At 64.2% G+C, this 16188-nt stretch carries 15 protein-coding genes and 1 tRNA gene; 10 read left to right on the top strand and 6 right to left on the bottom strand.

The window, feature by feature from the left end; translation table 11 throughout:
• Positions 1–76: 76 nt before the first annotated feature.
• On the bottom strand, positions 77–3247 hold the full coding sequence (locus RKD20_RS21030; RefSeq protein ID WP_424879071.1) for an FG-GAP-like repeat-containing protein: 3171 nt from the start codon (positions 3245–3247) through the stop codon (positions 77–79).
• A 493-nt stretch (positions 3248–3740) separates the two neighbouring features.
• Between RKD20_RS21030 and RKD20_RS21025 the strand changes: the two genes are divergently transcribed.
• The 3 genes from RKD20_RS21025 (at position 3741) to RKD20_RS21015 (ending at position 5029) form a co-directional block, all read left to right on the top strand.
• Positions 3741–4070, top strand: a complete 330-nt coding sequence (locus tag RKD20_RS21025; protein ID WP_424879070.1) for a type II toxin-antitoxin system RelE/ParE family toxin — start codon at positions 3741–3743, stop codon at positions 4068–4070.
• The gene (locus tag RKD20_RS21020) at positions 4067–4405 is read left to right on the top strand and encodes an XRE family transcriptional regulator (protein ID WP_280911682.1); all 339 of its coding nucleotides are present in this window, start codon (positions 4067–4069) and stop codon (positions 4403–4405) included. Before RKD20_RS21025 ends, RKD20_RS21020 begins: the two co-directional genes overlap by 4 nt.
• 441 nt (positions 4406–4846) lie before the next feature.
• The gene (locus RKD20_RS21015) at positions 4847–5029 is read left to right on the top strand and encodes a hypothetical protein (protein ID WP_424879069.1); all 183 of its coding nucleotides are present in this window, start codon (positions 4847–4849) and stop codon (positions 5027–5029) included.
• Positions 5030–5437: 408 nt separating this feature from the next.
• Here the strand turns inward: RKD20_RS21015 and RKD20_RS21010 are convergent, their stop codons facing one another.
• Positions 5438–5785 carry a hypothetical protein gene (locus RKD20_RS21010; RefSeq protein ID WP_424879068.1) on the bottom strand — a complete coding sequence of 116 codons (348 nt, stop codon included), beginning with the start codon at positions 5783–5785 and terminating at the stop codon, positions 5438–5440.
• Between the two features lie 382 nt (positions 5786–6167).
• On the opposite strand from RKD20_RS21010, the gene RKD20_RS21005 reads away from it, so the two are divergent.
• Together RKD20_RS21005 and RKD20_RS21000 are read left to right on the top strand one after the other, a co-directional pair.
• Positions 6168–6944, top strand: a complete 777-nt coding sequence (locus tag RKD20_RS21005; protein ID WP_424879067.1) for a DUF5677 domain-containing protein — start codon at positions 6168–6170, stop codon at positions 6942–6944.
• A 19-nt stretch (positions 6945–6963) separates the two neighbouring features.
• A complete protein-coding gene (locus tag RKD20_RS21000; RefSeq protein WP_424879066.1) occupies positions 6964–8172 on the top strand; it encodes a hypothetical protein in 1209 nt (402 codons plus the stop codon).
• Positions 8173–8290: 118 nt separating this feature from the next.
• Here the strand turns inward: RKD20_RS21000 and RKD20_RS20995 are convergent, their stop codons facing one another.
• Positions 8291–9103, bottom strand: a complete 813-nt coding sequence (locus RKD20_RS20995) for a restriction endonuclease (RefSeq protein ID WP_424879065.1) — start codon at positions 9101–9103, stop codon at positions 8291–8293.
• Between the two features lie 91 nt (positions 9104–9194).
• Positions 9195–10184: a PIN domain-containing protein gene (locus RKD20_RS20990; protein ID WP_424879064.1), complete on the bottom strand. Its 990-nt coding sequence runs from the start codon at positions 10182–10184 to the stop codon at positions 9195–9197.
• Positions 10185–10599: 415 nt separating this feature from the next.
• On the opposite strand from RKD20_RS20990, the gene RKD20_RS20985 reads away from it, so the two are divergent.
• From RKD20_RS20985 to RKD20_RS20975, 3 genes are all read left to right on the top strand, one after another.
• Positions 10600–11175 carry a hypothetical protein gene (locus tag RKD20_RS20985; protein WP_424879063.1) on the top strand — a complete coding sequence of 192 codons (576 nt, stop codon included), beginning with the start codon at positions 10600–10602 and terminating at the stop codon, positions 11173–11175.
• A 191-nt stretch (positions 11176–11366) separates the two neighbouring features.
• A complete protein-coding gene (locus RKD20_RS20980) occupies positions 11367–11927 on the top strand; it encodes a potassium channel family protein (RefSeq protein WP_424879062.1) in 561 nt (186 codons plus the stop codon).
• A 276-nt stretch (positions 11928–12203) separates the two neighbouring features.
• Positions 12204–13267, top strand: a protein-coding gene (locus tag RKD20_RS20975) for an IS630 family transposase (protein WP_424879061.1) whose coding sequence is annotated in 2 segments (ribosomal slippage) — positions 12204–12651 and positions 12651–13267 — 1065 coding nt in all. Because the reading frame shifts where the segments join, the coding sequence is not laid out codon by codon here.
• A gap of 417 nt (positions 13268–13684) precedes the next feature.
• On the opposite strand, the gene RKD20_RS20970 is transcribed toward RKD20_RS20975, so the two are convergent.
• Together RKD20_RS20970 and RKD20_RS20965 are read right to left on the bottom strand one after the other, a co-directional pair.
• Complete coding sequence (locus RKD20_RS20970) at positions 13685–14104, bottom strand: hypothetical protein (RefSeq protein ID WP_424879060.1); 420 nt, start codon at positions 14102–14104, stop codon at positions 13685–13687.
• Between the two features lie 380 nt (positions 14105–14484).
• Positions 14485–14558: transfer RNA gene (locus RKD20_RS20965), tRNA-Gly, on the bottom strand.
• Positions 14559–15070: 512 nt separating this feature from the next.
• On the opposite strand from RKD20_RS20965, the gene dcd reads away from it, so the two are divergent.
• Positions 15071–15646 (top strand): dCTP deaminase, encoded by a 576-nt coding sequence (dcd, locus tag RKD20_RS20960; protein WP_424879059.1) that lies wholly within the window; start codon positions 15071–15073, stop codon positions 15644–15646.
• Positions 15643–16158: a phosphoribosyltransferase gene (locus RKD20_RS20955; protein ID WP_424879058.1), complete on the top strand. Its 516-nt coding sequence runs from the start codon at positions 15643–15645 to the stop codon at positions 16156–16158. Before dcd ends, RKD20_RS20955 begins: the two co-directional genes overlap by 4 nt.
• The last annotated feature ends 30 nt before the right edge of the window (positions 16159–16188 follow it).

Below are 16188 nucleotides of genomic sequence, written 5' to 3'. Positions count from 1 at the left end.
CCGCAGAGCGGGCGAACTGCCGGGCCCGGGCCCAGGGACCCGGGTCCGGCAGCGGGCGACACCGCGTCGCTGTTCCTCACAGGACGGCCTTGTACCCCTGCCAGCCCGTCGCGATCTTCGTACGGCCGCCGAACGACCCCTTGCCGTCACCACTGTTGCGGTACAGGTTGCCGCTGGTGTCGCGCGAGACGAGGTCCGTCCTGCCGTCGCCGGTGATGTCGCCGACGCCGACGACCGTGTTGTACGAGCCGCCCCAGCTGCCGAACACCTTCACGCGGGCCTTGAAAGTGCCGCTGCCGGTGCCGTCGTACCGGTACAGGTTGTTCGACGTGTCCTGGGCGAGGAGGTCGCCGATGCCGTCGCCGTTCAGGTCACCGGCCCCGACGACCTTCTTGTACGTCTTCCAGTTGTCGTACAGCTTCACGCGCGCCGACAACTTGCCCGTACTGGTGCCCTTGTACAGGTAGACCGTGCCGGTCGAGGCGTTGCGGGCGATCAGGTCCGGGCGACCGTCCCCGCTCACGTCACCCGGCGCGGTCAGCACGTCGTACTGGCCCCAGCCGGACGTGCCGAGTGAGGTGTACGGCGTCGAGGGCGTCGCCGCCTTGCCGCACGAGGGGCGGTAGGCGCGCAGAGCGCCGCTGCTCAGCCGGACCAGGACGTCGTTGCACCGGTCGCCGCTGAGGTCGCCGAACGGCACGAACTTCGCGGTGGTCGGCCAGCCGGTACCGGAGACCTGGCCGCCCAGCGTGCCCGTGCCGGTGCCGCGCTGGATGGTGAGGGTGCCGGAGGAGCTGAGGGTGAGGACGTCGCCGACGCCGTCGTTGCCCGCGTAGTCGCGCGGGGCCGCCGCTCCGGCCGTCACCGCGAGGTTGCCGGAGAGGCTGAGGGCGGCGCCCTGGCCGTCGGCGGGTTGGGCGGTGAGTGTCCAGGTGTAGGTGCCGTTGGGGACAAGGCGGCCCGTGGAGTCCTTGCCGTCCCAGGCGGCTGTCAGCAGACCACGGGCGGCGGAGCCGGTCACGGTACGCGCGGTGGCGCCGGACGCCTTGTGACGGACGGTCACCTTCCAGGAGGCGGCGGGCTTCGACAGCCACCAGGTGCCGGACCAGCTCGCGGCCCCGGGGGTGACTGTGGAGTCGATGGCAGACAGGGCGGACGCCGGAACGCCGGTGTTCACGAGGTGGACGCGCTGCTCGTCGTCGGCATAGGCGACACCGCCGCCGAAGCGGTCCACGGTCCAGCCGGTTCGCACCCCGCTGAACCCGGTTCCGTACCGGCCGAGTTCGGTCCAGTTGACGAGCTTGCGGCTCGGCAGGTCGGTGGAGGACCCGCTGGACGGCAGACCGCCGTGCAGGTCGATGAGCGTCAGCCCGCTGTCCGAGTCGGTGCCGCCGACGTGTTGGACGAGGTAACCGTCTCCGAGGAGGCTCCTGCCGGCCGGGGTGGTGGCGGTGAGCCTGGTCGTACGGTCGTAGACACCCGAGCCCTGGTCGTTGCCCCAGGCGTCCTCGCAGGTCCAGTACACCCAGCGGCCCACGGCCTGGAGGACCGACGGGGTGCAGCCGTTGCGGGTGGTGAAGGACTCCACGGCGGTGCCGGACGGGAGCCGGGTGGCCGTGACCTTGCCTCCCGTGGCTGCGCCGCTCCACAGGGTGTTGCCCCAGACGGCCGCGGCGACCCGGTCGCGCTTCTGTACGACCTTGCCCGCCGAGGCGTCGGGGAACTCGCCGATGTACTGCGTGCCGGAGGAGGCGCCGTCGACGACCGCGTACCGTCCGGAGAGATCCTTGAGCCTCGGGCTGTCGTCCCCCGTGTCGAGGGTGGGGCCCCAGGTGGTGTCACCATTGGTACGCAGCATGGTCAGACCGGACTCGGTGGCGTCGCGGCGGCCGTGGTGGCCGGTCCCGTCGGCGAACATCGGGATGCAGCGGGTGGCGCCGCCGGAGCAGTCGCCGTCCCACCCGCTGACCAGCCCGTCCACGGTGGTTCTGGCGACGCTCGGGGTGCCGCTCGTGGTGAGCCAGGTGCTGCGATAGGCCCCGAGGATCGTGTTGGGCGCGTACAACGTGCTGTTGTCGGCCGTGGTGAGGATGCCGCTGCCGAGCGAGAGGCCGTTGATCTGCGCGGGCATCGGCTGCACGGCGGTCAGGCGGCTGCGGGTGACCGAGCCGTCGGCGGTGGGGGCGATTCGGTACACGCCCCAGTCGAGGTCGCCCTGCTCGACGTACTGCGCGGCGCCCGCCACGAGGACGGAGCCGTCCGGCGCCTGGACGATCTGATGGGCGGCCGGGTCCATGACCTTGGTCATGTCGGTGTCCGTGCCGTCGGACGTGAGGGCCCACAGCGGCTGGCCCCGGTACTTGTTGTCGCCGGGCGACACCGGTTCGACACCGAGCAGCTTGTCGCCGACGATCCCGTAGGCGGCTTGGTAGGACAGGGCGCCTGTGTCGAAGGTACGGGGCGCGGCGGACAGTTCGTCGCGGTCGTACACGTCCGCTTTGCCGCGCCCACTGCGCAGCCGCACCACCGAGTCGGCACCCAGCCGGAAGCCGGTCACCTCCCAGCCTTCCTCCGGGTTGACCCGGTCGGGCAACGCGCTGAGCGCGCCGGTGGCGAGGTCGACGATGCCCCAGTGGCCCCAGTTCTCCTCGCTGTCGCCGGTGTTGTAGCGGAGGATGACGGACCGGGCGTCGCCGTCCTCGACCACCACGTCGGACGCGCCCTCCGGCAGCCCGGTCACGGGCGTCTCAGCGACCCCGCCCCCGTCCTGGACGCGCCACAGCTGGTAGGCGTTCGGGTTTCCGCTGACGCCGCTGGTGCTGGTGAGGACGGTGCTGCCGAAGGTGCCTCGGTAGGTGTGGTAGTCGGGCACGGGTACCACGGCGGTGCTGCCCGAGGTGCCCGCGCCCTGGAGGAGGGTGACTTGTGAGTCCTCCTCCGAGTACAGGGCGACGGTGTCGGACCCGTCCCCGTAGTAGCCGGGCTGGAAGGACGCGGCCTCACGGAAGTAGCCGCTGTCGATGTCGTACCGCACCGGGAGGTCCAGCCGCTTCTCCAGGGCGGTTGTGGTTCCGGTGGCGTAGTCCGTCCACAGGAACCGGTCGTCGCCCTCTTGGGCCCAAAGGAATCCGCTGGTCCCCGCGTTGAGGATTTGCGTGGCCCTGGGGACGGCGCGCGGGGCGGCAGGCAGCACGACCTCGTCGGCCGCGGCTGCCGACAGCGGAGCGGCTGCCGCCGAGGACGGCACAGCGGCGAGCGGAAGGCCGAGACTCAGTGCCGTCGCCAGGACGGCGGCGGTACGTGTCGCCGATGGGCCGAGGCGTGCTGAGCGTGAACCATGAGCCGGTCTGTGTCGGCGTCGGCCGAGTCGAGCCACCGTTCCTCCTGAAGGCAAGAAGAAGGCATGGCGGGACGTATGGCAACGCCTTGGCACTTCCCCCGGCCCCCCGGCCGCTCCCCCCACGCGCGTGACGGGAGCCTAACAGCATGTCCATGACTGGCCGTCGCGAGCCGTTGGTTCCCCGCTGTTCCCCGCTCGATCTGGTGCGGTTGTGGTGCGGCGCGCTCCGGTCTCGTCGACACCGGTCCCTGCCCCCTCCGGGCGAACGCTGGGAGGGCCACACCACCGGCAGGTCTTGCCCGAGCTTGCCCGGCGTGCTCCCCGAGCGTCGGCCCCGGCAGGTCGACCACCACAGCGATGTTAACACTTGCATTAACATTGTGGCCGCGGCTCAAGGGAAGTGGTTCTCGTCGGGGAGGACTGGGACAGCTCTGAACAGGTAGAAGACGCTATCGACATGTTGGCGGCAACGGGCCCGACGCTCGGCTGTCCGCTGGTGGATCGGATCAAGGGTGCTGAGAACCATCACCTGAAAGAGTTGAGGCCGGGATCATCCGGGAGCAGTGAGATCCGCATCCTCTTCGCCTTCGATCCGGTGCGCCGGGCAGTACTGCTGGTGGCCGGCGACAAAGCCGGAAACTGGCAGTGCTGGTACGACATCAACATTCCGCTTGCTGAGGAGCGGTACCAGGCGCATCTGGCCGATCTTGAAACTAGGGAGTACGAATGAGCACCGTGAGCTGGGAGGAGACCAAGCGCAAGGCGCGCGAGCGGCGTGCGGCCTCGGGGTTGCCGGTGCGGTCGCCTCAGGAGAAGCAAGCGGCCATGGACCGGCTGACCGCCGAAGTGCGCGCTCACAAGCTCGCGGAGGTCAGGCGTGAGCAGGCGTTGACTCAGCGCCAAGTGGCCGCGTCAATGGGGGTCTCGGCACCTCGGGTCTCCGCCATCGAGAACGGTGAGCTGGATCGCGCGGAGGTCGCGACCCTCCGGGCCTACGTGGAGGCGCTCGGCGGTCGACTGCGCGTAGTCGCAGACTTTGGGGACGCGGAGTACACCGTCGCCTGAGGCGCGCGCCAGAGCTCTCGTCAACCAGTAAGGCCCAGGTCGCCGACCTGGGCCTTCTCCACCGAGCGGGTGACGAGAATCGAACTCGCGCTCTCAGCTTGGGAAGCTGCGTGCTTTCGTGGCCCGCTCGTGCGCTGACCTGGGCGAACGGCCTGGGCGCTGCCCCGGCGACCTCGCCACCTTTCACCGTGATTCCCCGTTGTTCCCCGCTCGATCTGGTGCGGCTGTGGTGCAGCTGCCATGTCTCGTGCGTGTCAGAACGTCGACCATTCTTCGCCGGGAACACAGTCCCAACTGTTCTCAGCCCACTCGCGGGTGAGGAAGAGCGGCCGGGTGAGGACGATGTCGCCTGCTCGTTGAGCGCGCACGATGAGTCCGAGGTCCCCCCGAGCCCGGATCTGCCGCGTGCGTGTAGATGAGGTCGAATTCATCGACTTCCGCGTGCTTGCACAACCATTCCTCGGTCTCGGACGGCACGCGGGCGACGAGAGCAGTGCCGTCCAGCATGACCTGCGGGCCGGCAAGAGCATCGACGGCTACGCAGGCCAGGGTCTGCCCCGGCGCGTAGTAGACGGTCACCTTGGGCCTGGTGAACTGCGACGCGACGAGTTCGTAGTCGCCTGACGAACGCTGGAGAAGGCGACGGGCCGAGGGCTTGCTTCCGAGGACTGCACTCACGTCGTCGGGAGCCATCCCGAAGTGAAGGGGCCCCACACTGACCTGCGGCACAAAGACCCACTGCGTCCACTCGCTGTCCCTCTTCACGTCCCAGATACCCACCGATGCCCCCGGAGCTCGCCGACCGCTGCTCGGCCCCGGGCTGGTCCAGGAGCCGGGTGGCAGCGTAGCTGGCATGGCGTGCACGCTTTCCAACTGTGTTGGTGGGGTCCTGGTTGTCGTTCAGGACGGTTCACCTGGGTTCATTGGCGGTTGGCCATTGGTGTGAGGATGACTCCAGGTCTCGCCTGAACGGCCGTGAACGGGGCTGAATGAGACGGAAACTGAGACGACTGTGCGGCGCCTTGGTACTGCTCACGGACTTGCTGTCGCGTCGTCGAAGTAGCCAAGGAGTTCGCCGCAAGGGGTCCAGCGGTCCCGAGGGATGACGCCGCGGGCGTCGGCTTCGATACAGGCGCTTGGGGTGGGCAGGTTCGACAGGCCGTCCTCGATGACGCTGTCTGGGACAGTCTCAGAGACATCAGGCAGCTCCATGGTTGTCTCTGTAACGGTGACGGTTGGTGTCGGGTGGGGCTCATCGTCCGAAAGGCCGAGGACGAACGAGATGCCGCCGAGGAACATGACGCACGCCAGGGCAGCAAGGAACAGCCACCAGACGGCAACGAGCAGGCTGGGTTCCGCTGACGGCCGACGAGTCACCACGGCTCATCATCTCGCTCGTAGGCGGTCTGCGTGGTGGTTTCAGCAGCTCATGATGGCTGGCCCGAGCAGTTGGGGGCTCATGAGCCCTGAGCTTGGGCAGCTAAGGGCATCTAGGGCTCGCTGCGGGCCTGACCTGCGGCGGACCGGCGTCGGCGCCTGGTGAGCGATCGGCTGGTTCCCCGGTAGTCCCCGTAGGTCCCCGCACGATCTGGCACAGGTTTGGCACGGGCACCGTTGCCAGGATCGCCCCCGCCGGTCGTCCTCGCACAGCCCAGGTGAAGGAGCAAGGAGAAACCTTGCTCCTTCTGCCAGCTCGGGTGGCCAGGTCAGACCTTTGGAAATCTCATGGCACAACGCCACAAGTGCCGGGGATGATGCTGAGGTGACAGAACCGGACCCCGGCGAAGCCTTGATTCGCCTTGAGAACTTGATCTCGGAAGACCTTCACGAACTTATCGACCCCGCCAATCGCGCATCGTTGATCGGATGGGGACTCTTCTTCACCGTCGTTCATCAGATCAGGGCCGTGCTCTTGTTGCACCGCGCCGGCGCCTGTGGGGCCGCGAGCCCGAATCGACGCAGTGCTCTGGAGCACACCGTCACGCTTCGTTGGTGTGTAGATCAGGGTGACCGCATAGGCGACATCTACAACCGTAAGTTGGGGATGGACCAAATCCAACTCGCGAAGGCTATTCGATCAGATGGCACAGCCGATCGATATCAGGAAGCCTACCAATTCATGGCAGATACGGTTAAGACTGTCAAGGAATCGATCGCGCCGGACCCAAATGAGCGGTTGGCAAAGATCGAGCATCTAATGAAGAATTATGGGCTCACCAGGGAGTGGAGCTACTACACGGTCGAGTCTCGTTTTACACATCCCACCCTGACTGGAACGCAGATGTTTTTCCAAGAGGATGGTGACGCATTCCGGGTCAGTCAAATGCCGATCCACGAGGAGCTCGTCTCCTGCCCGCTTTTCTGTCTATGGATTTTTCACACGGCTATGCTGTGCTTCAACGAACTGTTGAGGGGGAAGCCGTGGGCTTCGGAGCTTGAGAAGGTCGCCAATGAGTACGGTTTCATGACTACTCTGCCCACGTGGCAGGGCCCTGGAGACGGAGCGAGTACCGGCGACACTGGCTCTTTAGAGACTTGATTAGGCTGAATCTCCTGGGGTGACCGATTATGAAGAGGAAGCATCTATGGCGGGAACGAACCCGGATATCGGTGAGCTGGCTCTAGCTTTTGAAGAGATGGCGCAATACCCGATCTCTGGAGAAGTGGTAATCAAGTACCGAGATGGTCGGGCAGTGCAAGCGCGTCTGAGCGATGGTGATGGCGAAAGTACACTTAGGGAAATCGCGTACAACTTTTCCAGTGGCGTGATCCGATTCGAATCCGTCAGGGGTGGTCGATTCGAGGTGGATCCAGAGGTTGTGGTTGCGAGATCCGAATTCCGTCCTATCGTGTACCTGGATCAATGCCACTGGAGCACTCTGTCTAATTCGATTTTTGAGCCTGCGCGCATCAGAAATGAGCGTGATCGCGATGCCGCAGCCGAGTTGCTTGATTTGGCGGAACGCGGAAAGGTAATCATCCCGGTATCTTCTGCACATACGCTGGAAACGTCCGCACTCTTTGACGTGAGGCGCCAAAACCTGGCATCCACCATTCTCAGACTATCGCGGGGTTGGCAGATGCGTAGCCCAATCGTAGTTCGAATGCACGAGATGGCCAGCGTCTTGGGGCGCAAGCTCGCCGTCTCCTCATTCGTGCCCGAAACGGATGTTTTCAGTTTGGCTGCCGGGGCTATGGATACGAATAGGCGTGTTTCGGATGCATCTGGGCTCCCACCCGGTTTGGCCGCGCTTTTCGACAGGATGACATCTTTTTCTGCGATCTACGACGTGCTTATGAATCCAGCAAGGATTCCTTCTCCAAAGCCTGGTTGGCATGAGCACTATCAAAAAATAGCTCGCGACCCAGAATTCCAGGCTCGGACGCCTAAGCAGAAGATTATTGATGGTCGTGCACTGGCGATTGCGGATGTGGCACCGGAAGCCCTCGCTGTTGCCCAATCGCTCGGCATAGACTCCTTGGAGCAGGTTTCGATTGTGCTTTACGAGGAGTTTTCCTCCATGCCGTTCATGCGCCTGTACGGGGATGCCATTGGCCACCGTCTGGCGATTCGCGCAAACTGGGAGCCGAATGATCTAGTAGATATGCTGTACTTGGGATGTGCTGCAGCGTATGCCGATGTCGTTGTTGCAGAACGAACTGCTACGAACTATTTGCAAAGGGCCTGGGGGAATAGAGATTCGGAGTGTCCAGTGGTCGCCAAACTCCCGGATGCGGTTGATCGCCTCTCTCAATTGCTGACGTGACACGTTGAGGTCATACTTTCAGCTTGTTTAAACCGGGCAGCTCGGGCAACCTTAGGCTGGCGGAGTCTCGATGCGTACTCGTCCGCAGGAATTGGCCGATCTGACCCCGCCTAGGTAATCAATTGACTTTAGGCTGGCGGATCTTCGTGAGGAGTTCGGTCATTCCTTGAGATTGCAGTTCTCGCCAGTCCTTCACTTGCGTCTGAGGAGATTCCATCTCATCATAAATGCGCTCACAAGTCGCGACCGTCTCTTCGGTAATGTAGATCAGACCAGGCCAGGCATTGACAGTGATCGGGAGTTCGTCATCCAAAGCCCAGTGAAATACAGGCCACCGATTGAACCTCGCGAAGTTTAGAGCCTCTTTCATCTGCGACAGGCGTGCCAAGATGTGAGATATGACGGCACTGTGGCCTGGCGGCAGATTCAGGAACCCGGATGGTCCAACATATTGAGCAATCCGTTTGTCACGCTCTTCTTCCGTCAAGTCCCAGATGGAATGGAACTTGTTCTCTAGAGCCGTGATTCGCTCCTGCAGTCCTTTCACCTTCATTGCAGCTACCTCATCGGCTGTATTGTGACGAAAGTCGACAAGGCTAGTCAGAGTAAGGTTTGTATTCCTTGCGGCACGGATCGCTCCCGCTTGAAAACCATTTTCGGCGAACACCAAGCCGCGATCTGCCCCCACATCGGCGACAATTGCAGAGAAAGTGAGGATTCGCTCTTTCGGTACCGCCCGTTTCCACTTCTTGCATTCGACGATCCACAACTGTGCGATGCCTGCTGATGTAATTCTCGCAGTCACGTCAATATCGTGTGCGGCCCTGACGCCCGTGACCCTCTCCTCGACCGCCGTGGTGAAACCGAGTTCGGATAGCATTTCTGCGACTTCATGCTGGTACTGCTGCCATTCAGGCCGCTTAACGGTCAACGTAGGTTTCCTCGTGATTCGAGTCGGGTACGACCGCACTTCCTTGCGAAATATCCAGGCTCACCGTCGACCATCGAAATTTGAGGGAGTATCAGGTGTCTAGGAAATCCCATTGCTCGCCAAGTACCCAGCGCAGCGCCGAAAGCTTCCCGTGCATGAAACCCCATTCCCAATCAGTTACGGGTGGGAGCTCATCTTTTCCATATTTAGCCTCAATGCGATCTCTCGCAGAGATAATTGTCTGCCTTAGAGTGTCCGGTAGGATTGGGTTCATGTGTCCCGTTTCCGTATCCCTCATCAGGCTTCGGCCGTACCAGATCTTATCGAAGTACTCCTGCTCTGCGGCAAGGATGTCCGTCAAAGAGCGAGTCTCAGACGCATTTTGAATAAACTCCACCTCTTCGGCCTCGTCGAGGTAGTCACTCCCTAGCTTTTCTCCCAGAATTGTGATGAGTCCGTCCACATCGTAGATGTAGTGGGAATTATCGGGACGGAAGATCCCCGCGATGTCCGGGTGTGGCTGCCGACGGTCACCTTTTGGGATTGAGAAGTCGGTATAGTTTGAGGTTGCGAAGATATATTGATCTCGCGAGCTTCCAAGCCTAACGGCAGAAGCGAACTGTTCAATAATCAGTGCGTCCGCAATGCTGTTCTTGCTCTCCAGGTGAAGAGGTGCCCGCCTTTCCAGACCGCGCTTTACAACCGCTGCATATTCAGAATCACTCGGCTGCAATGATGTTCCAGAGCGCAACAAGTCAGAGATCTCAGAAAAGTTCTGCAGAGAACGCGTACTGACGTGCGGGATCTGGTGAGCCATCTCTGCGATCCACTGTTGCGCTGCATCATTCCCGTAATCGTGCAAATCCTGGCGCAGAAGCCTAAATCGCTCGCGCACGCTGCTAGACGTAGCCGCTTCTGCGCGAGGTCGATTTCGCTCGAATTCATCCAAGATTACGGAAGGGGCCAGGATCTCTAGCTTCCTCTGGAAAGACAAGACCCTTAAAGGAACGATGATCCGCTGACCATCTCGGCGTTTCGCGATGTTTAGCCAGACCGACGTGTCAATGAGTAAAACCAGCATAAGAGGATGGTACGGAGATCCTGAGGCTTCCGTGGTGCATTTGGGTACTGAACTTGATCGGGTGATGTCGGGGCCGTTCGCCTGCCAGGTGCTGGGCAGCTCCGGAAGTTCTGGCCTGGGAGATACGCACCGGGCGGCGGCTTGACCGAACCTGAGAAGGGCCGCGCGGGAGCGGATCCCGCTGGAGGCAGTTCACTGCGAGGGCGCGGAGAAGAACCCGGAGATTCGTTGCCGCGTTGCGGGTGAGAGGCGGTCCGTTGAACGCTGGCGTCGGCAGCGGCGGGAGCTGGGTGCTCGCGGCAGGAGGGACGCTCGTCCGGGCGATGGGTGATGCCGGCCTGGCGGGGGCGTGTGAGACTCGGAGTTGGTCGCAGGAGTTGTCACGGCGTTATCGAGTGGCGAGAGGAGAAGGCGGATGGGTGCGGATTCGGCCCCTGAAGTCCATCCCGTCGCGCAGGGGGCTGTAGTCCTCGCTAGCTTCGAGAACCGTCATGTCGCCGAGCGGATGCTGGCCTCACTGGGACGGGAGTTCCGGAAGAAGGCCCGCAAGGGTCACGTGGCCGCCGTCGTGATCAGCGGCAACAAGGACGGTTCGCTGAAGGTCACCCAGTCCCGAGTGCTGACGGGTGCGGGCATTGCGGACGCCCTCCTCCGCATCTCTTTGTCGTGGATGGTCGGGTTTATGGGCACGGTGTCGATACTGAGAGGCGCCAAAAGGGGCGGTCATGCCGGCCATGTGCACGAGGGACACGTTGGATCGGATGAACAAGCCGCCCACAGGATTCTCGCTCAGGCCGGCCCGACCGCAGCCATCATCCTGGTTGGTTGCCAGGATGGGGAAACACGAAAGACAGTGGCCGCGCGAGCGGCCGACCGGGCCATCGCCAGCTGGGACGGCACACGCTCGCAGTTCCTGGCCGACCTCGAGCCGGGCAGCGAGCACGACTGGGTGCGCGCCGCTCTCGGCGAGCCCTCAAGCACGGAAAACTGACATCGACCGCCGCATAGACGAGGCGTGCCCCGTCAGGTTTTGAGCGTCCCGGTCCAGTGAAATGCGGCTACGCGCGGTGGCAGGATGACGAGCATTTTGACCAGCGCCGCCAAGACGCGCGAACCAGGGCCGGCAGGGGGTGCCCCGACGCTTAAGGGAACGTCTTGGTCCATGGCTGAGGAGAGACGACGATGGCGACCTTGGGTGATCCCACCCCCCGGCAGCGCCGCTCCCTCTTCCTGCGCACGGGGCTGCGCGCGCTGGTGACTGCCATGCTGCTGGTCGTGTTGTACTACGTCTTGCCGATGAAGAGCGTTCTGGATACGCACACGGTGCTGCTGCTGGTCCTGTGCCTGGCTGTCTTTGTCGCCGTTCTGGCCTGGCGGATTCGGGGGATCACCCGTTCGCACTACCCTGGCCTGCGGGCGATCGAGACACTCGCCGTGGCGGTGCCGTTGTACATCCTCGCGTTCGCCGCCACGTACTTCCTCACGGAGCAGGCGGACGGTTCCTACTTCACCCAGCCGATGACACGCACCGGCGCTTTGTACTTCAGCGTCACAGTGTTCTCAACTGTCGGCTTTGGCGACATCGCCCCCAAGACCGACGCCGCCCGGCTGGTCGTGACCGCACAGATGCTCCTGGACCTCCTCCTGCTCGGTTTCGGGGTCAGAGTCTTCGTCAGCGCGGTAAACCTCGGAAGACAGCGACGTGCACAGGACAAGCCAGATGACTCTGCGCACGCCGGATGACCGGGGTACCGCGGCGGGCCCCGTGGGGACGCCGCGACCTGGACTGAGTGCAGATCCCGGCCGGTTCACACGATCGACGGACGATCAGTTCCGGTGATCATCTCCCCCGGGCGGCGCGGGCACACCCACCCAGCCCAGGTCAGCCCTCCCACCAGCTCATTCAGGATGGATCTTGCTCAATTCGGACGACAGCATGGCGCGGCTACTTGAACTTGATCGGGTGATGTAGGAGCCGTTCGCGTGACAGCCCTCCCTCGGTTTCGGTAGCCCTGGATCGTGAGGTACGCGCAGGGCGGCGGTTTGACCGACGCCGAGAGGGCCGTGCGGGAGCGAATCCGGCTACAGGCGGTGGAACGCTTCGAGGGCGAGGAGAAGACCCGGGACATCGCTGCCGCGCTGCGGGTGTCGGAGCGGTCGGTGGAGCGGTGGCGTCGGCAGTGGCGCGAGCGCGGCGAGGCAGGGGTGCTGTCGAAGGGATCACCAGGGCGCCCGAGGCTCGTTGAGCAGCAGATCGCCAGGTTGGAGCGGGAGTTGGAGCGCGGCCCGCTGGCCCACGGCTGGGTGGATCAGCGGTGGACGCTGGCGAGGGTGAAGACGCTGATCGGCCGGCTATTCCACGTGTCCTACACGGTCGAGGGCACGTGGCGTCTGCTGAAGCGGCACCGTTGGTCGTGGCAGCAACCCGCTCGCCGGGCGATCGAGCGCGACGACGCGGCGGTGGAACTCTGGAAGAAGGAGGTGTGGCCGCGGGTAAAAGCGTCGCGGCGGCGTGCAACGGCTGGATCGTCTTCGAGGACGAAGCCGGACAGTCGATGACGCCGCCACGCGCCAGGACCTGGGGCCGTATCGGGCACACACCGGTCGTCCGCGTGCGCGGCCGGGGCTCCGGTCGGGTCTCGATGGCCGGCGTGGCGTGCTACAGACCAGGCGAACGGTCCCGGCTGATCTACGCAATCCGCGCGTACCGGGGCCGCAAGGGCGAGCCGAAGGGCTTCGTCTGGCGCGACTTCCGCGATCTCATCGTCCGCGCCCGCCTCCAGCTCGGCGGCCCCATCGTGCTCGTCTGGGACAACGCCCGCATCCACCTCGTGCCACCGCTAAAAGCGTTCTTCGAGGCCAACGCCCACTGGCTGACTGTCTTCCAATTACCCACCTACGCACCAGACCTCAACCCCCAGGAAGGCGTCTGGTCGCTGGTCAAGCGCGACATCGGCAACCTCGCCGCTGCCAACCTCGATCAGCTGACGCGAGCCGTCAAACGCAAGCTCAAGATGATCCAGTACCGCCCACAGCTCATCGACGGTTGCCTCACCGGGACCGACCTGTCCATAAGCGACTGACCGACATCACCCAATCAAGTTCAGTAGCTTCTTCCTTGACGTGGAGGACCCGCCGCAACCGCATACGTGAGCTGAGGTCGGTGGAGCGGCTTTGGGGTGGCGCTGCTTTGGCGCGAGTGATCATGGCCCCGTAAGCTTCCGGCGCGTCGGGCAGTCTGTGGACCTGCCCGGTAAAGCACGACGTAGGGGCCATGATCTTCGAGGCTCGCGCCAAAGTGGCTCCGTAAAGCCGTGGAGCCGACCGCCCCAGCCACGACGTCCCCCTTCTCTGGCATCAGGCGGCAGCATGCTCTGAGCGCGGTACGGGCGCCGGCCGGGCTGGAGCGGGGCGGAGACAGGAGCGCAGGCCCGGCCGGGGGCCGTACCGCGCGCGGGGAGCGGAGCGAGCCGCCTTGAATCAGTAGAGAAAGTTGTAACTCAGTCTGCGGCGTGGGCCTGTTGGGTCTCTGTCTGAGAGGGCTTGACGGGCTTGGCGTCGGCTCGGAACTCGTCAAGGAGCTCGAAGAACATCTCCATGGCGGGCCTGCCGGACCGCTCTGCTTCACGTTCGATCTCTGCGGCCCAGCCGAGGGAGGAAGGGCGGCCTTGGCGCTGACATAGCCACTCGGAGAAGTGGTTCTGGCTGCCTGGCGTCCAGAAATCGAACGGCTCGGCAATGTCGTGGATGCCTAGCGCGACGCGGTAGCCGGTGAGCATGGAGTCGAGGTGCTGCAAGGAGTTGTTGCGGACCCACATGCCAGGACGGAGTCGTACTTCCTCCAGGAAGTCGTACACGTCGGTGAGATCTTCGATGCGCCTGGGTTTGCGTATCGTCCCGGGTACGTCTGAGTCGGTCATGCAGGCACTCTATTGAGGAGCAGAGGTCGGTGGAGCGGCTTTGGGGTGGCGCTGCTTTGGCGCGAGTGATCATGGCCCCGTAAGCTTCCGGCGCGTCGGGCAGTCTGTGGACCTGCCCGGCTGGGCAGTCCTCCGAGAAGGCCGCGCTGATCTACCAGCACTCCGACGAGGAGCGGCAGCGAGACGTCGCCTCCGGCCTTGACGACATGGTCCGTGCCGAGCGTGCGAAGCACCACAAGCAGCAGGACGACCGCCCCGTGCACCACAAGGAGAAGTCCACCGGAAGCTAGCCGAGTCCTTATGGTGCGGTTGTGGTGCGTAACCCGCCCACCGGTCTAGACAACAAAGAACCCCCGGGCCTCTGGCCTGGGGGTTTCACATGGAGCGGGTGACGAGAATCGAACTCGCGCTCTCAGCTTGGGAAGCTGATGTTCTACCATTAAACTACACCCGCGTAAGACGCCGGACGGAACCCGTCCGAACGCAACGTCACCTTACCTCATCCCAGGCCCCCGGCGCTGAAGCCGTGGGGCCCGAGTGTGTTCGCGGGGTGGGACGGGGGCTGCGGGGCACGGGAGTTGGGGCGTACGGTGGTGGGGTGGCAGAGGGTCCGCGCGGGACCGGAGTGCCGCCTGGAGGGCCGTCCCGCCCATCCCGTAATGTGGCTTTTGTCGTCAGGCGAGTAGCAGCCGGACGCGGCTCTTGGGGAAGGGACTCTAGGACTTGATGGAGCGCACCGTCGTCCGTTGTGCCGATGGGCACGTGTTCAGTACCGCTTCGTTCCCGATGCAGCAGGCCGAGCGCCTCGGTCCCGGACGGCTCGTCCGGTGTCCTCGCTGTGCCCGGCTTCGCAGCGTCGTTCCGGTGGCCTTGGAGAAGCACTGAAGAGAAGCGGTGGAGATCGGTAGCAGGCGCGCGGGTCCGTCCGATGGTGGTCGGTCCGCGCGCCTTGCGTATCCTCGGGGCGTGCTTCTCTCAGACAAGGACATCCGGGCCGAGATCGACGCCGGGCGGGTACGGATCGATCCCTACGACGAATCCATGGTGCAGCCGTCCAGCATCGACGTGCGCCTCGATCGCTTCTTCCGGGTGTTCGAGAACCACCGCTACCCCCACATCGACCCCGCGGTCGAGCAGGCCGACCTCACGCGGCTCGTGGAGCCGGAGGGTGACGAGCCGTTCATCCTGCACCCCGGGGAGTTCGTCCTCGCCTCCACGTACGAGGTCATCACGCTCCCCGACGACCTCGCCTCCCGCCTGGAGGGCAAGTCCTCCCTCGGCCGGCTCGGACTCGTCACCCACTCCACGGCCGGCTTCATCGACCCCGGCTTCAGCGGCCACGTGACCCTCGAACTCTCCAACCTGGCCACGCTCCCCATCAAGCTCTGGCCGGGTATGAAGATCGGCCAGTTGTGCATGTTCCGGCTCTCCTCGCCGGCCGAGTTCCCCTACGGCAGCGAGCGCTACGGCTCCCGCTACCAGGGCCAGCGCGGACCCACCGCCTCCCGGTCCTTCCTCAACTTCCACCGGACCCGGGTATGAGCGGCGCGGACGCGCGGGAGGACCTCACCTACGAGGCGTTCGGCACCGCCGTGCGCGAGCTCGCGCAGACCATCGCCGACGACGGCTACGAGCCCGACGTGGTGCTCTCCATCGCCCGCGGCGGAGTCTTCGTCGCCGGGGGTCTCGCGTACGCCCTCGACTGCAAGAACATCCACCTGGTGAACGTCGAGTTCTACACCGGCGTGGGGACCACCCTGGAGATGCCGGTCATGCTGGCCCCCGTCCCCAACGCCATCGACTTCTCCGACAAGAAAGTCCTCATCACCGACGATGTCGCCGACACCGGCAAGACGCTCAAACTGGTCCGCGACTTCTGTCTCGACGCCGTCGCCGAGGTCCGCTCCGCGGTCATCTACGAGAAGTCGCAGTCCCTGGTGAAGTGCGAGTACGTCTGGAAGCGCACGGACGACTGGATCAACTTCCCGTGGAGCGTTCTGCCTCCGGTGCACAGGTCGGGCGAGGCGCCCAAGGAGAACCGGGAAGCGGTCTGAGCCGGGAGTTCTCCGACCGGTCCGGCCGTG

This window comes from Streptomyces sp. SLBN-8D4, from assembly GCF_049739545.1.
GTDB classification, from domain to species: domain Bacteria; phylum Actinomycetota; class Actinomycetes; order Streptomycetales; family Streptomycetaceae; genus Streptomyces; species Streptomyces canus_C.
This window is presented reverse-complemented; position numbering and strand designations above follow the sequence as displayed.